21 protein-coding genes and 1 pseudogene are annotated in these 20,111 nt (G+C 70.8%); 8 read left to right on the forward strand and 14 right to left on the reverse strand.

Annotated features, from left to right (window positions below; all coding sequences use genetic code 11):
• Nucleotide 1: 1 nt before the first annotated feature.
• The 4 genes from cydB to ABZ497_RS24670 form a co-directional block, all read right to left on the reverse strand.
• Nucleotides 2-1,027 (reverse strand): cytochrome d ubiquinol oxidase subunit II, encoded by a 1,026-nt coding sequence (gene cydB, locus ABZ497_RS24655; protein ID WP_359808290.1) that lies wholly within the window; start codon nt 1,025-1,027, stop codon nt 2-4.
• Nucleotides 1,028-1,110: 83 nt separating this feature from the next.
• Nucleotides 1,111-2,655, reverse strand: a complete 1,545-nt coding sequence (locus ABZ497_RS24660) for a cytochrome ubiquinol oxidase subunit I (protein WP_359808291.1) — start codon at nt 2,653-2,655, stop codon at nt 1,111-1,113.
• 341 nt (nt 2,656-2,996) lie between these two features.
• Nucleotides 2,997-3,380 carry a VOC family protein gene (locus ABZ497_RS24665; protein ID WP_359808292.1) on the reverse strand — a complete coding sequence of 128 codons (384 nt, stop codon included), beginning with the start codon at nt 3,378-3,380 and terminating at the stop codon, nt 2,997-2,999.
• Nucleotides 3,381-3,541: 161 nt separating this feature from the next.
• Nucleotides 3,542-4,429: an aldo/keto reductase gene (locus ABZ497_RS24670; RefSeq protein ID WP_359808293.1), complete on the reverse strand. Its 888-nt coding sequence runs from the start codon at nt 4,427-4,429 to the stop codon at nt 3,542-3,544.
• 57 nt (nt 4,430-4,486) lie between these two features.
• On the opposite strand from ABZ497_RS24670, the gene ABZ497_RS24675 reads away from it, so the two are divergent.
• Nucleotides 4,487-5,164 (forward strand): helix-turn-helix transcriptional regulator, encoded by a 678-nt coding sequence (locus ABZ497_RS24675; RefSeq protein WP_359808294.1) that lies wholly within the window; start codon nt 4,487-4,489, stop codon nt 5,162-5,164.
• Here ABZ497_RS24675 and ABZ497_RS24680 read toward each other — a convergent pair.
• From ABZ497_RS24680 to ABZ497_RS24710, 7 genes are all read right to left on the reverse strand, one after another.
• The gene (locus ABZ497_RS24680; protein ID WP_359808296.1) at nt 5,142-5,723 is read right to left on the reverse strand and encodes a Uma2 family endonuclease; all 582 of its coding nucleotides are present in this window, start codon (nt 5,721-5,723) and stop codon (nt 5,142-5,144) included. The genes ABZ497_RS24675 and ABZ497_RS24680 overlap by 23 nt on opposite strands.
• 154 nt (nt 5,724-5,877) lie before the next feature.
• Nucleotides 5,878-7,371: a HAMP domain-containing sensor histidine kinase gene (locus ABZ497_RS24685; protein WP_359808298.1), complete on the reverse strand. Its 1,494-nt coding sequence runs from the start codon at nt 7,369-7,371 to the stop codon at nt 5,878-5,880.
• Between the two features lie 9 nt (nt 7,372-7,380).
• On the reverse strand, nt 7,381-8,157 hold the full coding sequence (locus ABZ497_RS24690; RefSeq protein ID WP_329488897.1) for a response regulator transcription factor: 777 nt from the start codon (nt 8,155-8,157) through the stop codon (nt 7,381-7,383).
• 472 nt (nt 8,158-8,629) lie between these two features.
• Complete coding sequence (locus ABZ497_RS24695; protein ID WP_359808300.1) at nt 8,630-9,292, reverse strand: hypothetical protein; 663 nt, start codon at nt 9,290-9,292, stop codon at nt 8,630-8,632.
• A gap of 17 nt (nt 9,293-9,309) precedes the next feature.
• Nucleotides 9,310-10,521 (reverse strand): ABC transporter permease, encoded by a 1,212-nt coding sequence (locus tag ABZ497_RS24700; RefSeq protein ID WP_359808302.1) that lies wholly within the window; start codon nt 10,519-10,521, stop codon nt 9,310-9,312.
• Complete coding sequence (locus ABZ497_RS24705; protein ID WP_329488893.1) at nt 10,518-11,339, reverse strand: ABC transporter ATP-binding protein; 822 nt, start codon at nt 11,337-11,339, stop codon at nt 10,518-10,520. Before ABZ497_RS24705 ends, ABZ497_RS24700 begins: the two co-directional genes overlap by 4 nt.
• Nucleotides 11,339-12,766, reverse strand: coding sequence for a biotin/lipoyl-binding protein (locus ABZ497_RS24710; protein WP_359808304.1), 1,428 nt, complete (start codon nt 12,764-12,766; stop codon nt 11,339-11,341). Before ABZ497_RS24710 ends, ABZ497_RS24705 begins: the two co-directional genes overlap by 1 nt.
• 337 nt (nt 12,767-13,103) lie before the next feature.
• Between ABZ497_RS24710 and ABZ497_RS24715 the strand changes: the two genes are divergently transcribed.
• From ABZ497_RS24715 to ABZ497_RS24745, 7 genes and pseudogenes are all read left to right on the forward strand, one after another.
• Nucleotides 13,104-13,841: a hypothetical protein gene (locus tag ABZ497_RS24715; RefSeq protein WP_359808306.1), complete on the forward strand. Its 738-nt coding sequence runs from the start codon at nt 13,104-13,106 to the stop codon at nt 13,839-13,841.
• 243 nt (nt 13,842-14,084) lie between these two features.
• A complete protein-coding gene (locus tag ABZ497_RS24720) occupies nt 14,085-14,276 on the forward strand; it encodes a hypothetical protein (protein ID WP_359808308.1) in 192 nt (63 codons plus the stop codon).
• Nucleotides 14,260-14,772 (forward strand): DUF6879 family protein, encoded by a 513-nt coding sequence (locus tag ABZ497_RS24725; protein ID WP_359808309.1) that lies wholly within the window; start codon nt 14,260-14,262, stop codon nt 14,770-14,772. The genes ABZ497_RS24720 and ABZ497_RS24725 overlap by 17 nt, the downstream gene beginning before the upstream one ends.
• 96 nt (nt 14,773-14,868) lie before the next feature.
• Nucleotides 14,869-15,369 (forward strand): annotated as a pseudogene (locus ABZ497_RS24730) (methyltransferase); the annotation flags it as partial.
• Nucleotides 15,370-15,614: 245 nt separating this feature from the next.
• Nucleotides 15,615-16,076 (forward strand): hypothetical protein, encoded by a 462-nt coding sequence (locus ABZ497_RS24735; protein WP_359808311.1) that lies wholly within the window; start codon nt 15,615-15,617, stop codon nt 16,074-16,076.
• A 154-nt stretch (nt 16,077-16,230) separates the two neighbouring features.
• Nucleotides 16,231-16,911, forward strand: a complete 681-nt coding sequence (locus tag ABZ497_RS24740; protein ID WP_359808313.1) for a class I SAM-dependent methyltransferase — start codon at nt 16,231-16,233, stop codon at nt 16,909-16,911.
• Nucleotides 16,912-17,055: 144 nt separating this feature from the next.
• The gene (locus ABZ497_RS24745) at nt 17,056-18,372 is read left to right on the forward strand and encodes a helix-turn-helix transcriptional regulator (RefSeq protein ID WP_359808315.1); all 1,317 of its coding nucleotides are present in this window, start codon (nt 17,056-17,058) and stop codon (nt 18,370-18,372) included.
• A 56-nt stretch (nt 18,373-18,428) separates the two neighbouring features.
• On the opposite strand, the gene ABZ497_RS24750 is transcribed toward ABZ497_RS24745, so the two are convergent.
• From ABZ497_RS24750 to ABZ497_RS24760, 3 genes are all read right to left on the reverse strand, one after another.
• Nucleotides 18,429-18,623, reverse strand: coding sequence for a DUF397 domain-containing protein (locus tag ABZ497_RS24750; protein WP_359808317.1), 195 nt, complete (start codon nt 18,621-18,623; stop codon nt 18,429-18,431).
• Nucleotides 18,624-18,734: 111 nt separating this feature from the next.
• A complete protein-coding gene (locus tag ABZ497_RS24755) occupies nt 18,735-18,929 on the reverse strand; it encodes a DUF397 domain-containing protein (RefSeq protein WP_359808319.1) in 195 nt (64 codons plus the stop codon).
• A complete protein-coding gene (locus tag ABZ497_RS24760) occupies nt 18,922-19,785 on the reverse strand; it encodes a helix-turn-helix transcriptional regulator (RefSeq protein ID WP_359808321.1) in 864 nt (287 codons plus the stop codon). The genes ABZ497_RS24755 and ABZ497_RS24760 overlap by 8 nt, the downstream gene beginning before the upstream one ends.
• Nucleotides 19,786-20,111: the final 326 nt, after the last annotated feature.

The following is a 20,111-nucleotide window of genomic DNA, read 5'->3' on the forward strand; positions in this document are numbered from 1 at the left end:
CTCAGCCCTGGTCGAGCGCGGCGGCCGGGTCGTGCCCGGGGATGTGCTGGACGCCGATCCGCTTGCGGAAGACCCAGTACGTCCAGCCCTGGTAGAGCAGCACGAGCGGGGTGAAGACGGCCGCGACGATCGTCATCAGCTTCAGCGTGTACGGCGAGGAGGCGGCGTTGGTGACGGTCAGGCTCCACTCCGGGTTCAGGGTGGACGGCATCACGTCCGGGAACAGCGAGAGGAAGAGCATCGCGACCGCTGCCACGATGGTCGCCCCGGAGAGGACGAACGCCCAGCCCTCGCGGGCCAGTTGGTTGGCCACCAGGGCGCCGACCAGGGCCAGCACCGCGACGGCCAGGACCGCGAGGCTCCAGCCGTTGCCGTGGTCGGCCTGGGTCCAGAGCAGGAAGGCCAGTGCCAGCACCGCCGTCACCAGGCCGAGTCGCATCGCCAGGGCACGGGCCCGGTCGCGGATCTCCCCGACCGTCTTCAGTGCGGCGAACACCGCGCCGTGGAAGGTGAAGAGGGTGAGCGTGACCAGTCCGCCGAGCAGCGCGTACGGGTTGAGCAGGTCCCAGAAGCCGCCGACGACGTTCTTCTGCGCGTCGATGTCGACGCCGCGGACGATGTTGGCGAAGGCCACGCCCCAGAGGAAGGCCGGGAGCAGTGACGTCCAGAAGATGGCCTCCTCCCAGTTCCGCTGCCAGCGCGCGTCGGAGCGCTTGGCCCGGTACTCGAAGGCGACCCCGCGCACGATCAGGCAGACCAGGATCACCAGCAGCGGGATGTAGAAGCCGCTGAACAGCGTCGCGTACCAGTCCGGGAAGGCCGCGAAGGTGGCGCCGCCGGCGGTGAGCAGCCAGACCTCGTTGCCGTCCCAGACCGGGCCGATGGTGTTGATCAGCACCCGCCGCTCGGCGGTGGAGCGGGCCAGCGGCTTGGTGAGGATGCCGATGCCGAAGTCGAAGCCCTCAAGGAAGAAGTAGCCGATCCACAGGACGGCGATCAGGACGAACCAGACGTCGTGGAGTTGCATGTCGGATCCTCAGTAGTCCTCGGTAGTCCGCGGTGGGGCTCGGTGAACCGGGCGGGCCCGGTGGCTCGGGTGGGGGCCCGGGCTCAGTAGGCGAAGGCGAGCGGCTTGTCCGCGTCCTCGTCCGGGGACGGGCCGCGCAGCGTCGGGTCCTCGGTGGGCGGCCGCTCGGAGGTGACCGGCCCGGCCTTGGCGTACTTGACCAGCAGCCGCACCTCGATGACGGCGAGGATCGCGTACAGCGCGGTGAAGGTGGTCAGGGCCCCGATCTGGGTCCCGATGCCGACGTTGGGCGACACCGCGCTCGCGGTGGTCATCAGCCCGAAGACGGCCCACGGCTGGCGGCCCATCTCGGTGAAGATCCAGCCGAAGCTGTTGGCGATCAGCGGGAACCCCATGGTGAGGATGCCGATCCGCCAGCTCCACTTGGTGAGGGCCGGGCCGAGTTCGCGCTTCGGCAGCAGCATCAGTCTCGGCACCTCGGTGTCGCCGGTGCGGAACTCCGGTGCCAGCAGCCACTTCCGCCGGGTGGTCCAGAGCCCGACCACCCCCGCCACGAAGGAGGTCATCCCGAAGCCGATCATGAGGCGGAAGCCCCAGTAGGTGACGAAGATGCTCGGGATGTAGTCCTTCGGATCCCCGCCGTACCGGGCGGCCTCGGCATTGGCGGTGTCGTTGATGCCGGGGACGGAGGAGCTGAAGTCGCTGTTGGCGAGGAAGGAGAGTATCCCGGGGATCTCCAGCTCGACCGAGTTGTGGCCCTTGCCGACGTCGCCGACCGCGAAGACCGAGAACGGCGCCGGGGCCTGGCTGTCCCAGAGCGCCTCGGCGGCGGCCATCTTCATCGGCTGCTGGCGGAACATCACCTTGGCGAGCGAGTCGCCGCTGAGCGCGGTGCCGAGGCCGAAGACCACCGCGAGGACCAGGCCGAGGCGCAGCGAGGTCCGCATCACCGCGACCCGCTTGGGGTCGGCGGCCTCCGGCCGGCGCTTGGCCTTCCAGAGGTGGAAGGAGGCGATGCCGACCATGAAGGCCGCGCCGGTGAGGAAGGCGGCGGTCAGGGTGTGCAGGACGACGGTGACGGTGGTGTCCTGGAACAGCACCCGGGCGATGTCGGTGAGCTGTGCCTTCCCGGTGACCGGGTCGACCGAGTAACCGACCGGGTGCTGCATCCAGGAGTTGGCCGCCAGGATGAAGTAGGCGGAGAGCACGGTTCCGAGCGAGACCATCCACATGCAGGCGCAGTGCAGCTTCCTCGGCAGCTTGTCCCAGCCGAAGATCCAGAGCCCGATGAAGGTCGACTCGAAGAAGAAGGCGATCAGCGCCTCCATCGCGAGCGGGGCGCCGAAGACGTCACCGACGAAGCGGGAGTAGTCCGACCAGTTCATCCCGAACTGGAACTCCTGGACGATGCCGGTGACCACGCCCATCGCGATGTTGATCAGGAAGAGCTTCCCCCAGAACTTCGTGGCGTGGAAGTACTTCTCCTTGTCCGTCCGGACCCAGGCGGTCTCCAGTCCGGCCACGATGGCGGCCAGGCTGATGGTGAGCGGTACGAAGAGGAAGTGGTAGACGGTGGTGATGCCGAATTGCCAACGCGCGATGGTTTCGTGAGCGATTGCCAGTTCCACGTCGCCCTCTCTCCGACCCGACCTCGAAGGTCACTTTCCGGACAAACTTCATCTATGGCTGTAGACCGCTGCGTACCCGTGCAAGCTTGTCCGCTTGTGAACGTGAACACGTTCACAAGGGCCAGTATCCATCATGCTTACGAGTGGTTTGCAGGCGGGGTGGGATTGACCGGCGATGCCGTGCGCACAGTCTGCGGACCGGCCCTGGCCTGCCACAACGAGCGCCCGGGCGACTCACGGAACGATCTTGGACGATCCGGCGCTTGACATTCGGCCCATCGCCGCGGCACGCGCGACCGTGCCCGGCCGGGTGGTGACCCGGCCGGGCACGGGCCCGGCGCCTAGTGGCTGCCGTAGGGGCGGGTGGTGATCTCCATGCCGTGGCCGGCCGGGTCGAAGAAGTACAGCCCCCGGCCGCCGTGGTGGCGGTTGATCTCGCCGGGCAGTTTCAGCTGCGGGTCGGCGTAGTAGGCGGTGCCGCCCGCCTCGATCCGGGCGAAGGCGGCGTCGAACTCCTCGTCGGAGACGAGGAAGGCGTAGTGCTGCGGGGCGATCGCCTCCGCCGGGACGGACGCGAAGTCGAGGGTCACCCCGTTGCCCGTGGCGACCGGGACGAACGGACCCCAGGCCGTCCCGACCTCAAGGCCGAGGATGGCCGCCAGGAAGGCGGCGGATTCCCGGTTGTCCCGGGCGTGAACGATGGTGTGATCGAGCTGGATTGTCATGCTTCGAATGCCTCCGTAAGGCACTCACGGGCTACCTCCATGCCTCACCCGGACGGTGACCGACACGCGATGCCGTACCGGGATCCTAGGCCGCGGCGGCACCCGCCGACCAGCCCCCGCCGGACGGGTCGGACCGTCATACCGCTTCGCCCACGCGGGGATCACGGCCGGACCGGCGCCGCGAGTGCCGCCAGCTCCGCCAGGTCCTCGGCGCCCAGCCGCAGCGAGGCGGCCGCGACGTTCTCCTCCAGATGGACCGGCGAGGAGGTGCCCGGGATGGCCAGGATCGAGGGGGAGGCCGCCAGCAGCCAGGCCACCATCACCTGCGCCCGGGTGGCGCCGTGCCGCTCGGCCACCCGCTGGAGCGCCGGGTCCTCGGGCACCCCGGAGCCGCCGAGCGGGAAGAACGGCACGAAGGCGATGCCCCGCGCGGTGCAGTCCGCCAGCAGCGCCGCGTCCTCCGCCGAGTGCTCCAGCACGCTGAACCGGTTCTGCACGGCGGCCACCGGTGCGATCGCCTCGGCCTCGGCGAGCTGGGCCGCGTCCACGTTGCTGACCCCGAGGTGCCGGATCAGCCCCTCCTCCCGCAGCTCCGCCAGCGCCGCGAAGGACGTCGCGATCGACCGCAGGCTGGGCATCCGCCGCAGGTAGACCAGGTCGAGCCGGTCCACCCCCAGCTCACGCAGGTTGCGGTGGACGGCCGCGCGCAGCTCCGCCGGACCGGCCGGCTCCAGCCAGCTGCCGTCGGGGTTGCGGCCGGGGCCCACCTTGGTGGCGATCACCAGGCCGTCGCGGTACGGGTGTAGGGCCTCGCGGATCAGGCCGTTCGCCGAGACGTCCTCGTGGAAGTAGAACCAGGCGGTGTCGATGTGGTCGACACCGAGCTCGACCGCCCGGCGCAGCACGGCGAGGCTCCGCACGGGGTCGCAGGCCGGGCCGTCCCAGTCGCGGGCGGGCAGCTTCATCGCGCCGAAGCCCATCCGGGCGATCGGCAGGTCGCCGCCGAGCAGGAGGGAGCCGGCGGCCGAGGCGTGGGAGGTGGTCGTCATGTCGGTAAGCCTCCGCCCGGCTCGCCCGTCGCCCGACCGATCTGGCATGTTGCTGCCATGAGCACCGACCCGATCATCACCCTGCACGGCGAGCGGGAGCTCGTCCAGCGGGCCGGCCACCTCTTCGTCGCCTCGCGTGAGGAGTTCCTGGTCGCCGCCACCGACCTGCTGACCTGGTCGTCGGGCGTCAACGCCGCCTTCGCGGAGGGCAAGCGACCGCACCTCGTCCCCGGGCTCACCATGCGCAAGCTGTACACCCGGCGTGCCCTGGCCGATCCGGAGTCGCACCGGCGGCTGGTGAGGATCGCCGGCACCGGCATCGAGGTCCGGATCAGCGACGGACCGCTCGCGCGCGAGGCGATCATCATCGACCGGCGCACCGCGATCCTGGCCGGCGCCCCCGTGCGCGGCGTGCGGACGTACACCGTGGTGCAGTCGCCGGAGGTCGTCGACGGCGTGCGCTCGCTGTTCCGCGCCGCCTGGGAGACCGCCACCGACCTCGCCGACTGCGCCCGGCCGCCGCACCTCACCGAGCAGGCCCGGCAGATCCTGAGCGCCCTCGCGACCGGCCACACCGACGAGACCGGCGCCCGCCTGCTCGGCCTCTCGCTGCGCACCTACCGCCGCCGGGTCGCCGACCTGATGACGACCCTCGGCGCCACCTCCCGCTTCCAGGCCGGCCTGCTGGCCCGGGAGCTGCTGGAGGACGGCGTCACCCCCGCCGCCCGCCGGTGATCTCCGGCCCGATCACGAAGCCCTTCGCCGGCCCCTCCGGCACGAACGCCTCCTCCCCGTACGGCGTCCGGACCGAACGGGCGTAGGCACCGCGCTCGATGTCGGGGCCGGTCAGGACGGTGACGGCGCCGCCGTCGTCGAAGTCGTCGATGATCACGTACACCGGAATGCCGGCGGTCGCGTAGGCGCGGGGCTTGAGGACGAGATCACGGCGGCGGGCCGCACTGCCGGGGGAGACGGTCTCGACCACCAGGACCACTCCGGAGGCGAGCACCCCAAGGCCCTCGGGGTGCTCGATCTCGTCCACGTCGTCGGGCGCCACGAAAACGTCCGGGGCCAGCACCTTGAGCCCGGCGATCACGTTGCCGTCCTGGGCGGGGCCATAGCCGCCGCCTCCCAGATACCTGTCCAGGGCCCGACTCACCCGCCGGTTGACGCTGAAACGGCGGTGCCCGCGGGTGGGCGACATCTCGATGGCTCCCTCGATGATCTCCGCCCTGATGCCCTCAGGGACGTCCATCTCCTTCCACACCTGCCACAGCGCCTGGTCCAGGTCCACGACGGTCTCCTCGGCTACGAGCGCGGTGATTGAGACACCTCTTCCCGTCCAGTGCGGTCGGCTCGCGCGATCCGCATCAAGCCGCAGCCGTACGGTCGCACACGACCGGAGACCGGGCGGAGAGAACCAGGGCGGTTCACCCGAACGGGCGGTTTCAGCGCTGGTGGGGGATCTCCACGCGGAAGGTGGCGCCGGTGCCGGGGGCGGTGTGGAGGGTGAGGGTGCCGCCGTGGGCGTGGGTGAGCGCGGTGGCGATGGCGAGGCCGAGGCCGGCGCCGCCGCCGTCGTGGCGGCTGCGCGAGGCGTCCACCCGGTAGAAGCGGTGGAACACCCGGACGGCCTGCTCCTCGGTGAGGCCGGGACCGGAGTCGGCGACCTCCAACAGGCAGAGGCCCTCGGCGGTGCCGACGCCGATCCGCACCGGGGTGCCGGGCGGGGTGTGCTTGACGGCGTTGCCGACCAGGTTGGTGACCACCTGACGCAGCCTCGCCTCGTCGCCGAGCACCGGTGCGGGGCCGGGCGCGCCGGTGCCGGACGGACCGGTGAGGGCGACCGGGCGGGACGGGTCGAGGGCGGTGAGGTCGTGCAGGGCGTCCGCGGCGAGGGTGCGCAGGTCCATCGGCGCGAGGTCGAGCGGGCGTTCCTCGTCGAGCCGCGCGAGCACCAGCAGGTCCTCGACCAGGGCGCCCATCCGGACGGCCTCGCTCTCGATCCGGAACATCGTCCGCTTGACGTCCGCCTCGGTGGGCAGCGCCCCCATCCGGTACAGCTCGGCGAAGCCTCGGATGCCGGCCAGCGGGGTCCGCAGCTCGTGCGAGGCGTCGGCGACGAACCGCCGCATCCGTGCCTCGGACTCGGCCCGGGCGGCGAACGCGGCCTCGATCTGGGTGAGCATCGCGTTGAGGGCGGCGGACAGCCGGCCGACCTCGGTGCGGGTGGCGAGCTCGGGCATCCGGTGCGACAGCTCGCCGGAGGCGATCCGCTCGGCGCCCTCCTCGATCCGGCGCAGCGGCCGCATCCCGGCCCGGACGGCGAAGAAGCCGAGGGCCGCGATCAGCACCAGCACCGCGCCACCGATCGCCAGGAAGGAGGTGCGCAGCCGGGCGACGGTGGCGTCGATGTCCTCCCGGGAGACCGCGACCATCAGGTACGCGGGGGTGGGGGTCGGCACGGCGAAGGCGCTGGGGGGAGCGGGGCCGAGGGCGGGCGGCCGCTGGAGCGGCAGGACGAGCGTGCGCCAGCTGCGCTGGCCGCGCTGGTCGGGCAGGTCGAAGGGGGTGTCCGGGGCGGCGGCCGCCGGGTCGAGACCGGCCAGCTGCGGCGCCGGGTCGTTCTCGGAGACCGGCTGGCGCACCACCTGCTGGACCTTGCCGTCCGCCGAGAGGTACTGGACCAGGTACTGGCTGGGCAGCGCCGCCGCGGGCCGCCTCCCGCCGACCGAGGGCTGCCGGCTCTCCGGCCAGGTCGTCCGGCCGGGGGCGCGGTGCGAGAGCGGTTCGGCGAAGCGCTGCAACTGGTCGTCGAGCCGCTCCACCAGCTGCATCCGGACGGTGCCGAGCACGACGGCGTCACTGACCGCGAGCCCGGTGGTGACCAGGGCGAGGACGAGGACGAGCAGCCGGACGCGCAGCGAGAAGCGGGGCAACACGGGGGGCGGTCAGCTCTGCGGCGGCCGGCGCAGCGCGTAGCCGATGCCGCGGACGGTGTGGATCAGCTTGGGACCGTGCGCGGGGCCGGAGTCGAGCTTGCGGCGCAGGTAGGAGATGTAGGACTCGACGATGGAGAGGTCCCCGCCGAAGTCGTAGGCCCAGACGTGGTCGAGGATCTGCGCCTTGGAGACCACCCGGCCGACGTTGGCCATCAGGTAGTGCAGCAGCTTGAACTCGGTCGGCGAGAGCGCGACCGGGGTGCCGCCGCGGGTGACCTCGTGGGCGATCGGGTCCAGCGTGAGGTCGGCGACGACCAGCCGGCCGTCCTCGGCGGGGCCGCCGGCCCGGCGCAGGATGGCCCGGATCCGGGCGATCAGCTCCTCCAGGCTGAACGGCTTGGTGACGTAGTCGTCCGCGCCGGCGGCCAGGCCCTGGACCTTGTCGCCGACGCCGTCCTTGGCAGTCAGGAAGAGCACCGGCAGGTGGTCGCCGGGGTGGCCGTGGGCGGGCCCGGCTATCTGGCCCCGGGTGGTCTGCTCGCGCAGCCGCTCGACCACGGTGAAGCCGTCCAGGTCGGGCAGCATCACGTCGAGGACGACGAGGTCGGGGCGTTCGACGGCGATCAGTTCGAGCGCCTCGGTGCCGCTGGCGGCGGAGGCGACCCGGAAGCCGGAGAAGCGCAGGGAGGCGGAGAGCAGCTCCCGGATGTTGGGTTCGTCGTCGACGACGAGGAGGAACGCCTCGCCCGGGCCGCCGGCCACGGCGGAGCTGCCAGGTGTGGACACAGTGCCTTGCACGGGGGTTCCGCCTCCCGGTCGGACGATGGCGTTCAGCTTGAGGCTAGCCCGGGGAGGCTATGCGCCGTCGATGAATGTTGGATTAACACCTTAGCGGGCGGATTTGGGCGAACGAGCCCGCGCGGTCGGGCTGGATGGTGTGCGTACGAGCCGGTGGACAGGGCGGAGGCACCGCGCGGCCGCGGCACGGAGCCGTTCCCGGCCGGAGGCCGGGCGGTTCCGGACCGGGGCGGGCGGTTCCCGGCCGGAGGCCAGGCGGTTCCCGGCCGGAGTGAAGACCGCGCGTGACCCAGGGTACGGACACACCGCGCGGGCACGGACACCGCGCGGCCCCTGGCCCGGCACGCCACCCGGTCACGGACAGCGCGCGGCCCGGCCGCCGGAGGAGGTTCGGCCGGGCCGCGCGGGCGCCTGGGGGCTGCGGGGTCAGCCGCCAGGCCCCCTCCCACCCGTGGACGGGCTAGGAGGGAGGCGTCTGGGTCTGGTTCTGGGTCCCCCGGCCACCGGCGCCGCCGCCGAAGCCGCCCGCGCCGAAGCCGGCGGCGCCCTCGACGAGCTGGGTGGCGGCGTACCCGCCGTCGGCGGCCGGGGTGCCGACCACGGTGACGCTCTGACCGGGCTGCAGGTCGGTGACCTTGCCCTCCTTGTTGAGCTGGACCTTGGTGGCGTCGCCGGTGGTCACCTTGACGGTGTTGCCGTTGGCGTCGGTCAGGTAGACGGTGGTGCCGTCGACGGCCTTGACGGTGCCCCGGGTGAAGCCGCCCTGCGCGCCCTGGCCACCGCCCTGACCCGCGCCCTGACCGGCGCCGGCGCCCTGCCCGGTGCCCTGGCCGCCCCGGCGGGTGCCGTTCTGCCCGCCGCCGAAGCCGGAGGCCGCCGCCCGGGGCTGCTGCCCCGCCGCGGCCGACTTGCCGGAGCCGGTGGAGCCGTGGCCCTGCTGGTACCAGACGCCGCCCGCGAAGGCCGCCGTGGCGAGCACGGCGCCGGCCAGGACGAGGGTCGGCCACGGCAGCCGGCGGCGCGGTGGCGCGGCCAGCTCGGCGGTGACGTCCCGGACGTCCGGCGCGGTGGAGAGCAGGACCACCTGCTCGGCGGGGGTGCGCGGCTCGATCTCGTTGCTCATGGTCTGCGGGTCCTTGGTCACTCGTGGCGGAGGGCGTCGATCGGGCGCAGCGAGGCGGCCCGGTTGGCGGGGTAGCTGCCGAAGAACAGGCCGATGGCGACGGCGATGCCGAACGCGCCGAGCACCGACTCGGGGATCACCACCGGCTTGATGCCGACGACGGAGAAGTGCGATCCGGCGAGACCGGCCAGCACCCCGAGTCCGGCCCCGATCACCGACAGCAGGGTGGACTCGACGAGGAACTGCCCGAGGATCGCCACGCGCGGGGCGCCGAGCGCCTTGCGGATGCCGATCTCCCTGGTCCGCTCGGTGACGGTGACCAGCATGATGTTGGTGATGCCGATCCCGCCGACCAGCAGCGAGATCGCGGCCACCGCGCCGAGCAGCACGGTGAAGGTCTTGGTGGTCGACTCCCGGGCCGTGAGCAGCGAGGCCTGGTTGCCGATCCGGAAGTCCGCCTTGCTCGGGTCGGCGATCGCGTGGGTGCCGAGCAGCACCCGGGTGACCTCGGCCTGGGCGGCCGTGGTGGTCTCGGCGGAGGTGGCCTGCACCAGGATCTGGCTGACCGGTCCGAAGCCGGTGAAGGCGTTCTGCACGGTCGGCAGCGGTGCGATCACCACGTCGTCCGGGTCGGTGAAGCCGGTGCCGCCCTTGGCCTGGAGCACGCCGACCACGGTGAGCGGGGTGCCGCCGACGGTGATCGCCCTGCCGACCGGGTCGGTGGTGGCGAACAGCTGCTTGGCGGTGGTGGCGCCGAGCACCGCGACCTTGCGGGAGCCGAGCACGTCGTCGGCCGTGAAGTACTCGCCCCGGCCGATCTTCAGGTTGGCGGTCTCGAAGTACGCGGGGTAGGTGCCGACGATCGAGCCAGGGCTGTAGGAGATGTCCCCGTACAGCGCGGTGCCGCTGGCGGTGACCACCGGCGCGACGGACTTGATCGAGGTCGCCTCCGGGTCGCTCGCCAGTGCCCTGGCGTCGGCGACCGTGAGCTTCTTGGCGGTGGAGGCGGTGCGCGAGCCGCCGAAGGAGGACCCGGCGGTGACCGTCAGCGAGTTGGTGCCGAGCGAGGTGATCGACTCCTTGACCGCCACCGAGGAGCCGTTGCCGACCGCGAGCAGCAGGATCACCGAGGCCACGCCGATCAGTACGCCCAGCATGGTCAGGGCGGAGCGCACCTTGTTGGCGGCCAGGCCGCCGACGGCGAACCGGAGCATCTGCCAGAAGATCATGCGAGCACCCCCTGGAGGTCGGCGGCCGCGAGCAGGGCGGGCGGCGGGCCCTCCACCGGAGCCTGCCGGACGTCGCTGACGACCGCGCCGTCGACCAGCCGGATCACCCGCTTCGCGTGCAGGGCGACCTCGTCCTCGTGGGTGATCAGCACCACCGTGCGGCCGGTCGCGTTGAGGCCGTCGATCAGGGCCAGCACCTCGTCGGTGGAGCGGCTGTCCAGGTTGCCGGTGGGCTCGTCGGCGAGCAGCATCGCGGGCGCGGTGACCAGCGCCCGGGCCACCGCGACGCGCTGCTGCTGGCCGCCGGAGAGCTCGTTCGGCCGGTGCCCGGAGCGCTCGGCGAGGCCGACCAGGGAGAGCGCGGCCAGCGCCCGGCGCCGGCGCTCGGCGCTGCGCACGCCCGCGTAGGCGAGCGGCAGCTCGACCTGGGCGAGCGCGGTGGTGCGGGGGACGAGGTTGAAGGACTGGAAGATGAAACCGATCTTGCGGTTGCGGACCAGCGAGAGCTGCTGCTCGTCCAGGTGTCCGACGTCGATGCCGTCCAGCAGGTAGCGCCCGGCGGTCGGTACGTCCAGGCAGCCGAGGATGTTCATCAGGGTGGACTTGCCGGAGCCCGAACTGCCCATCACCGCGACGAAGTCGCCCTGCTCGATGTCCAGGTCGACGCCCAGCGGCTCGCCGGTGGCCGGGTCGGACGGGCCGCGCAGCGCGTGCACGGTGGCGTCGCCGTGGCCGTAGGACTTGGTGAGCCGGCGGATCTGGATGACCGGGGGCGCCGCCGCCGTGCTCTGGGGCGCGGGGGCGGTCCTGCGCCCCATCAGCGGTTCCCGCCCCGGCCGGTGCCGCCGCCGGCGGCCGCGCCGACGCCTGCCACGCCGGCCGCGCCGCCGGCTCCCGCGCCGCCGCGGCTGCCCTGGCCGCCGGTCAGGCCCGGGAAAGACCCGTTCGGGAAGCCGTTGGTCCCGCTGGTGGTGGCGAGTTCGACCTTGTCGCCCTCCTTCAGCCCGGAGACCACCTGCACGGTGGTGTCGCCCTCGACGCCGACCTCGACGGTGACCCGCTCGCTGGAGCCGTCCGGCTGCACCAGGGTCGCCGTCCGGCTGGTGCCGGTGCCCGCCAGGGCGGCGGTGGGCAGCGAGAGCGCGTTGTCGGCCTCGCCGGTGACCACCGAGACGGTCGCGCTGAGGCCGGTCCGCAGCTTGCTGGTGTCGCCGGTGATCTGCAGCGTCGCCGCGTACTGGACGGCGGCCGCGCCGCCGCTGCCGCCACTGCTCACCGGCAGCGAACTGACGGACAGCACGGTGGCGTTGAGCTTGGTGTCGGACTGCGCGTTCAGCGCGACGGTGGCCGACTCGCCCTTCTTGAGCTTGAGCGAGTCCAGCTCGGAGAAGTTGGCGGTGACCTGCATCCCGGTCGGGTTGGTCAGCACGATGAAGCCGCTCAGGGCGCCGGAGCCGGTGGTGGTGCCGGTGGACTTGGCGGTGCTCCCGGTGCCGCCGCTCCCGGTACCGCCGCCCAGCGTGTCGCCGACCTTGTTGGAGACGGACGCGACCGTGCCGTCCACCGAGGCGGTGAGCGTCGTACCGGCCAGCGCCGCCTGGGCGTTGGCCAGGTTGGTCTGCGCGGTGGCGACCTGCTGCTGGGCCTGGGCCACGGCCGCCTCGTCCACCTTGGTGGTGGTGATCGTGGTGGTCTGCGGGACGGGGGTGGTCTGGGGAGCGGGCGCGCTGCTCGCGCCCGCTCCCCGTTCCCCGCCACCGGTGCCGCCACCGGTGGAGTCGTTGGACGAGCCGCCGGAGCCGCTGGAGGACTTGTTCGAGCTGCCCGGGATCTGCTGGGTGGTCGTGGTGGTGACACCGGCCTGCGCCTTGGTCAGGTTGGCGTTGGCCGTGGTCAGCGCCGACTGGGCGGCGTCCACCTGTTGCTGGGCCGCCGTGGTGTCGACGGTGGCCAGCACCTGTCCCTTGGTCACGGTGTCGCCCACCGCGACCTTGACGGCGGTCAGCTTCCCGCCGGTGGTGAAGTCCTGGGCGGCGTCGGTCGGCGAGGCGAGCGTGCCGGTTCCGGACACGGTGGCCAGGACCGTGCCCTTCGCCACGGTCGCGGTTCGGACCTGGGCCTTGCCGGCCGCCTTCTCCGTCCCGCTGTCCAACGTGGTGTACGCCAGGGCCACGGCGCCCACCAGGGCCACGCCCAGTGCGGAGTTCAGGAGGACGGCACCACGCCGTCGCGGAAGCACCTTCATGGCGCACAGCTTCGCCGGACGCTCTTGCGGCACCCTGGGCGCGGCCTGAGAGAACCCTGACCGGCCGAATCCGGGCGTTCCGGCATGATCCGCCCGCCCCCAGCCCTCACCTTGCCCACCCCCCGCCCAACCGTTGGCCGAACTCCCAGCCCCTTCCCAGCCATCCCCAGCCATCCGGCAGCCCCGGGGGGCATGGAGCCGGCCTGTCCGCCGCCGCACCGCCACTGCTGGGGAGCCACTGCGGCGGAGTGGGAAGTCGGCCGGACCGACTTCCCACTCCGCGCCCCGCTGGACCACGCCCAGCCGACTGCCGACAGGCCACCAGTACGCTGGGCCGATGCTGCTCCCGGCCCTCCCGCGGACCCGCCTGCGGTCCGCCGACCGGCCGGCTGTCGACACGCCGTTCGGCCCGTTGACCTTTGCCACCACCCTCGGGAGCACCGACCTCCCGAAGCTGCCCGACGAGGGTTTCGAGGTGCCGGGCGGCGGAATCCTCGCCCGCTGGAGCCGGCCCGAGGCTCGCGTCGAGCTGCTACTGGCTCCGTACGACCCCGGCCTCGACCCCGAGGTCTGGGGGCCGCTGACCGGCTGCCACGCAGGGGTATGGCGGATCGACGCTCTCGCGCCGCTCGGGCGGGTGCGGTTCTCGGCGGGACTGCCCGTGCGGCTTCCGGAGGGTGCCGAAGCGGGGTGGGACGGCGGGCAAGCGCTGGCAGCGATCACGGTGGAGGACGGGACGACCCGGCTCACCGTCGGCGGTCACGACGAGGAGGCGATCTGCGGCGCAGTCGACGCGGGCGAGGCACCCCTGCGGTGGGCAGCCCTGATCGACGAGGTCCACAACCGTTCGGCGGGTACGTGGGGTGTGGACGTCGACCGCGACCATGACATCTCCTGGAGGCTGCCCCCGTTGGGGCCGGGCGACCACTGCGAGCTGCCCGTGATCGCCGCCTGGTCCCCGGTCGCGGACCAGACCGCGAACACCTGGTACGCGGTCATGGCATCACCCACGGTGCTGCTGCGTCAGTTCACCCCCGGCCCGACAAAGCGGCACGGTAATCCGGACGCGCGCTGATCACGGCCCGCGCTCTGCCGTCTCCCCGCGGAGTGGGAAGTCGGACCCACCGACTTCCCACTCCGAGTCGGCTTGTTCTCCGGACTGAGGCGCCTCGCTCGGGTGAGCGAGGCGCCTCAGGGGCGCGAAATCGTCACCGGTGCGGGTGGGTCTATGCAGGAACGTGAATGGTCCTTGCCCGGTTCACCGGAGGCTCCTTATGGTCCTGACTAGGAGTCCGCAGCGTGTGTAGGGGAGAGGGTCATGGAGCTCACGAGGATCGCTGGCGGAGACCCGGACTGCCGCGAAGACGACTGTCCGACCGTCTACACGACCGATCGGGGGACCATCGCCGTGCAGGGCTTCACGGTGCACCGGACGACCCCGGAGGGCGAGGCCGTGGTGGAGATCCCGGAGGCTCTTCTGCGGGAGGCGTTCCATGCTCTTGACCGGTGAGGACTGGCGGGCGTTCTTCGACTCGTTCAAGCAGGAGGCGTTTCGGCTGGAGACCCGGAGTTCCTATGCCATGCCGGGCGAGGCCGAGGAGTTCCAGGAGTTCCTGGCCACCGGCGAGTTGCATCTCGATGCCGACGACAGGTGGCTCACCCGTGTGCGGAACTACCGTGCCACGGGCCGCAGGATCGCTCGGGTGCATGTACTCACCCGGCCGTTGTCCGACTACCTGCGGTACGAATTCGCGGCCTACGCCTACAACGTCGAAGCCGGGGAAGACATCAGGATCCTCGATCTCACCAGCACGGAGAACCCTGGTCTCCCTCATCAGGACTTCTGGATGTTCGACGACACGAAGGTCGTCGACATGAGGTATGGCCCGGATGGCACGCAGATCGGCCGAGAGCTTCTGGAAAGCCCTGACATCGACCAGTTCCGGCACTGGCGGGATCTCGCCGTCTCGCTGTCGGTCCCCTTCACGGAGTACAGCGCGGATTGACCCACGATCCCGGTAGGGCCGGAGAGCAGCGTCGAGACCTTGCAGCAGCACTCAAGGATCTCCGGCGCGCCTCCGGCCTTTCCGGGGAGCGTCTGGCTGTCCGGGTGGAGCTACGCGTCCGGGCTCGCGCTGCTCACCGTCACCGGAGCGGGGAGTGCGACCGGCCGATTCCTGCCCGGGTTCACCAGCTTCATGATCGCCCGCCCGCACGACCGCCCACCCCGACCCGGCCTCGCGATGCTGCCCGGGGAGGAGCGCGCGAGCCGGATCGACCCCGCCGTCATCGGAACGTGGACCGGGAGCTGGGTGGCCCAGCTCGCAGCACCCTCGGCGGAGCGGATGGGGGCGGGCGGAGAGCAGATTCTCGTGGATGTGGCCACGGGTTCGCTGGCCCGGACGAGAGCTGATGCGAGTGGTGGTTGGACCGTGATCCAGCGCGGACCGTTGCGGCTCTGGGACCAGGTGGAGCGAGCCGTCGAGGCCTGGCAGGAGGCCGGCGAGCCGCACCAGGAGGGATTCGGGATCACCGTTTCGGACGCAGGGCAGCGGGTGTGGATCGGCACAGAGGACGGCCCGGGCTGGGACCTGCCGGTGTGAATGTGGTGGATCGGTTGGAGGCGCCCCCTCGCTTCGCAGCGCCCGACAGGGCCGCCGACACCTGCGGCGCGGGCACCAGGCCTCGCACGCCTGCACTGCTGAACTCGCACCTGGCGTGCGGCCACTCGCACCTGCGGTGCACACCCGTCCGGATCCCTGGAAGCTCGTTGTTCCGGTGGTTAGCGTCATTGGTGCAGGTGCATCGGCACCTATGCACCACTCGACGTCATCGAGAGGAGCACCACATGACCGTCACGTCCATCGAGCTGATCGATCTGGTCGCCCCCGAGCCGCGCAACCCAAGGGACTTCATCGAGCCAGAGGTGTGGGATCGCGAGATCGCGCTGCTGATGCGCGACCACCCCTTCGACGAGGTGATGGCCACCCGCCTGTTCGGCGCGGCCGTCTCCTACCTCGTCACGGCCATGGAGAAATGGGGCCAGGGCCTGGAGATGTGCTGCGGCCGGATCGTGGACATCGCCGTCCACGTCTTCATCCTCGACACCACGAACTACCGGGAGTTCTGTGCTGCGCACTTCGGCGGCCGGTTCCTGGAACACATCCCGGAGATCGCGTTCAAGTACGACGGCTCCGTGGAACGGACGGCCCAGATCATCGCGGACAACGGGTTCGAGGTGGACTGGAAGCTGTGGGAGGCGGACTACGCCAAGTGCGGTCCGTGCAGCCCCGGCGCCAACTGCCACTGACTCTGTAGGGCTGGGACGGGGCCCGGAGGCGTGGATCGCCTCCGGGCCCCGTTCGGCTCAAATCCCCACGTTCACCCCCGCCCCGGGAGCACGCACCGGTAGGTTGGCGCCCGCTTCGACACGGCACCACCACCTCGTCGCCCCGGAGACACTCATGTCCAGCGCGCCCCGAACCGCCCCGGAGTACTGGGACAAGTACCGGCCCCACCGTGGCGAGGATCCCCAGAGCCGCCCGGCAGCGGACCGCTTCGACTGGACCGGTGTTCCCGGCCACGGACCGGGCGCGGAGATTCTGGGGGCTCCGAGGACCGCCCTGGATCTCGGGCCGGCCGAGGGCGAGAACGCGGCCTTCCTGGCGAAGGCCGGGGTCGAGGTCGTCGCCGTGGACTTCTCGCCGTTCCAGGTCGAGCGCGCTCGCGGGTTCTGGATCGATCTGCCTGCGTTGGAGTTCGTTTACGCCGAGGCCTGCGCGTTCCTCGACCAGGACGACCGACGGTTCGACGCTGTCTACTCGACCTGGGGCGCGGTCTGGTTCACCGATCCCGAGGAGTTGTTCCCCCGGGCCGCCGAACGACTCGCCCCGGGCGGGACCTTCGCGTTCTCACATCGCGAGCCGTCCGTCGGAACGTACGGCGCACAGATCATGGGCGGAAAGTGGCTGGACGGCCGAGAAGCCGAGCTGACGGTCCTACGCTGGCAATACACCGCCGAGCAGTGGACGGATGTGCTCAAACGGCATGGCTTCGTAAGGATCGACGCGCAGATCCTCCCGGCTCTGGAACCCGGCGCGCTCGGCACACTGCTGGTGAGGGCCAAGGCCCCGGAAACGCACTAGCCGCGATCGGCGTATCGGAATCAACTGCTCTAGTATCTCGCTGGATTGAGCGCACCACACGCCCTGTTTCGCGCCCCCTGGCTGCCGCTACCGTGGTATACCCGCCGAAGCCGGGGAGGGGCCGTGTCTCGGACGAACGTGGACGTGGACATACCAGCGATCCTGCGCGCCGCCCGGGCCGTGAAGAGGGCGACACTGGCCGAGGTCGGCGCACACGCCGGTTACTCGCCCTCTGCCATGTCCCGCATCCTCCGAGGACAGATGGCGGTTACCGATAACGCCCTGCTCCGCATCGCGGAGTTCCTGGACGTCCCGCCCGTTCACCTCGGACTCCGCCTCGACTCCCCGGCCCGACATGCTCCGGCGACGGTCCCAGGAGAGCCGGCTGCCATTAGGGTGACGACAGGTCACCAGTGCTCGGAGGACGAGGTGCGGCGGAGAATCTTCCTCGCGGCGGGAGCCGCGGGCGTGGGTGCGGCGGTCATCAGCGCCGGACAGGCTGATGCCGAGACGGTGGCCACGAACCCACGGATCGATTCACTGGAAGAAGCCCTGTTCACTCCTGGGGCGGCCGTACCGCTACCCGACCTCACTGCCACTCTCACCACTGCCCGCGCCGACTTCCGCGCAGCCCGCTACTCCCGCCTACGCCGCACCCTGCCCACATTGATCAGCGGAGCCGAGGCGGCGCGCGACGCAAGTACCGGGCTGGCACGTGAACAGGCGTGCGCGGCTGTAGCCCGCTCCTACGTACTCGCCACCGAACTCGCGGTCAAGGAGAGCTCAGACTATGCCTGGGCCACCGCCGACCGCGCCCTGACCGCAGCCCGTGCCTCGGGCTCACCCATCGCCGTCGGGGAAGCCGCCCGCGTACTGGCCATCACCATGCGCCGCTCCGGCCGCATCAACTCCGCCGTCCAGCTCCTCACCTCGACGGCGAACCAGCTGGACTCACAGGCCGGGCGGGAGGAAGACGTGCTCGCCGTACGCACGACCCTGCTCCTGACCGGGGCCTACACGGCTGCGACTGGGGGCGACAGCCACACCGCCAACGACTTGGTGGCCGAGGCGGAGCGTACGGTCGGCCTGATCCCAGCAGGGCGGCCAGGAGAACTGTTCACGGTGGAGGCGACAGCCGAACAAGTGATGCTGTACCGCATCGGTATCGCAACCGCGCTCAACGACCCGGACGCTGGGGTGCCCCACGCCCGCGCCCTGGACCCCGCCCGCCTACCGACGCGGGAGCGGCGGGCTCGGTTCCACACCGACACCGCCCGGCTCTGGACCGCCCTTGGAGACAATCGCCGGACATACGAGGCGTTGCAGGCAATGGAGCGGGTAGCGCCGGAGGAGCTGCGCAGGCCATCCATCCGTGCGGTCACGGTCGGCCTCGTCCACTCCCCGGCTCGTCTCCCTGGGCTGCGGGCCTTCGCCGTCCGCACCGGCGCGCTTGAGGGATAGGGGCCGAGGATCATGTTCCGGCCCCTCGCTCGGGCGAGCGAGGGGCCGGATGGAGGTCAGGCGGTGAGGTGGTTGAACTTGCCGGCCTTGATGCCCTGGACGAACTTGGCGAACTTGAGCGGGGTGGTGCGGACGATGATCTCGCCGCTGTCGGACTCACGGAGTTCGACCATGCCGTCGACGGTGCGAACCTCGACACACTCATTGTTCGAGGCACTGTAGCTGGACTTCTGCCACTCTGACCTAGGCATTCGCGGCTTTCACTTCCTTCATGATGGATCGGATGAAATCTCGCGATCCGTCTTCGGACAGCGCGGTGGTGGCGCCCCCTCGCTCGGGTCGAGCGAGGGGGCGCTGTCGGGTCAGGTCATGAGGTGGTCGAACTCGCCGGCCTTGACGCCCTGGACGAACTTGGCGAACTTGAGCGGGGTGGTGCGGACGACTATGTCGCCGGTGTCGGACTCACGGAGTTCGACCATGCCGTCGGCGGTGCGCACCTCGACACACTCGTTCGATGCACCGCTGAAGGTCGACTTCTGCCACTCGGACCTACTCATACCTGCCCTTCATTTCATCCCTGATAGATCGAATGAACTTTCGCGAGTCATCATCCGACAGTGCGAGGGAGTCAAGGCGGGCGAACGTTGCGCGGTGGCTGGCCAAGTCTGCTGGAGAGTCGAAGAAGAGGACGCCCTGCGCGGTGTCCATCTGGAGGGTCGCGAGCTCCGGTACCGGACCTTCGGCGAACATGATGTTCTCGCCCGCGCCAGGAAAGGTGTCCATGTCGAACGGCACCACTCGCAACGAGCAGGTTCGCCGCTCTGAGTCCTCGATCAGGCTACCGAGCTGCGCTGCGAGCACGCGAGGGCCGCCGAACTGCATCCGTAGCGCGGCCTCGTGGATGAAGGACACGTACGGCGTGCCACTCGACCGAATGGCGTGCTGGCGCTGGACGCGAAATGCAGTTCTGAGCTCGATGTCGCGAGGTGGTAGCGGCGGTGAGACGCGGGCGAACACCGCAGAGGCATAAGCCTGGGTCTGCTGTAGGCCAGGTACGTAGGTGGTCGCCCATGTGTAGAGCTTCTGCGCCGTGGACTCCATCTCCGCGACCTCCAGAAAGTCGGTCGACAAGACCCCGCGGTACTCCTCCCACCAGCCCTTTCCGCGCGCTGCGATGAGGTCGGCGAGTGCATCGATCAGAGGCTGGTTGGTGCACTTGCAACCCGCCGCGATCGTCTGGAGACGCTCCGCGCTAACACTGCTCTTCCCGTTCTCCATCTGCGTCACTTGGGCGGCACTGACGCCGAGGACTCGGGAGAGCTGGCTGCCGCCCAAGCCCGCTTGCTCGCGCATTCTCCGCAGCTCGGCACCCAAGCGGCGCTGACGAAGAGTGGGGCTCTGGCGACCAGGCATGGCGTCCTCTCTGCGTTTCGTGGCATCAGTCTGCCGCGACGGCAGCCGTCACGGCCATCTGTCCCACGGAAGAAGGAAGCTTTCCAGGATCCACTTAATCTTAAGTGCTTCTGCGCTATGGTCGTCTCACATCGATCCGATGGATCGTCAGTAACGCCTGTTCCGAGGGCAGTAGGCGCCTGCTGCCCGCGCACCGCAGAGCAGCCGTACGCGGTACTCCCAGTCCCGTTCCGGCCTGGCTCACGGCGACGTATCCGCCGGTTCCACCGCACCCACTCCACTCCGCCTCTCTTCGGAGGTCCCTCATGTGTGCCTTCACCCTGCCC

This window comes from Kitasatospora sp. NPDC005751, from assembly GCF_040630835.1.
In the GTDB taxonomy this organism is placed as follows: domain Bacteria; phylum Actinomycetota; class Actinomycetes; order Streptomycetales; family Streptomycetaceae; genus Kitasatospora.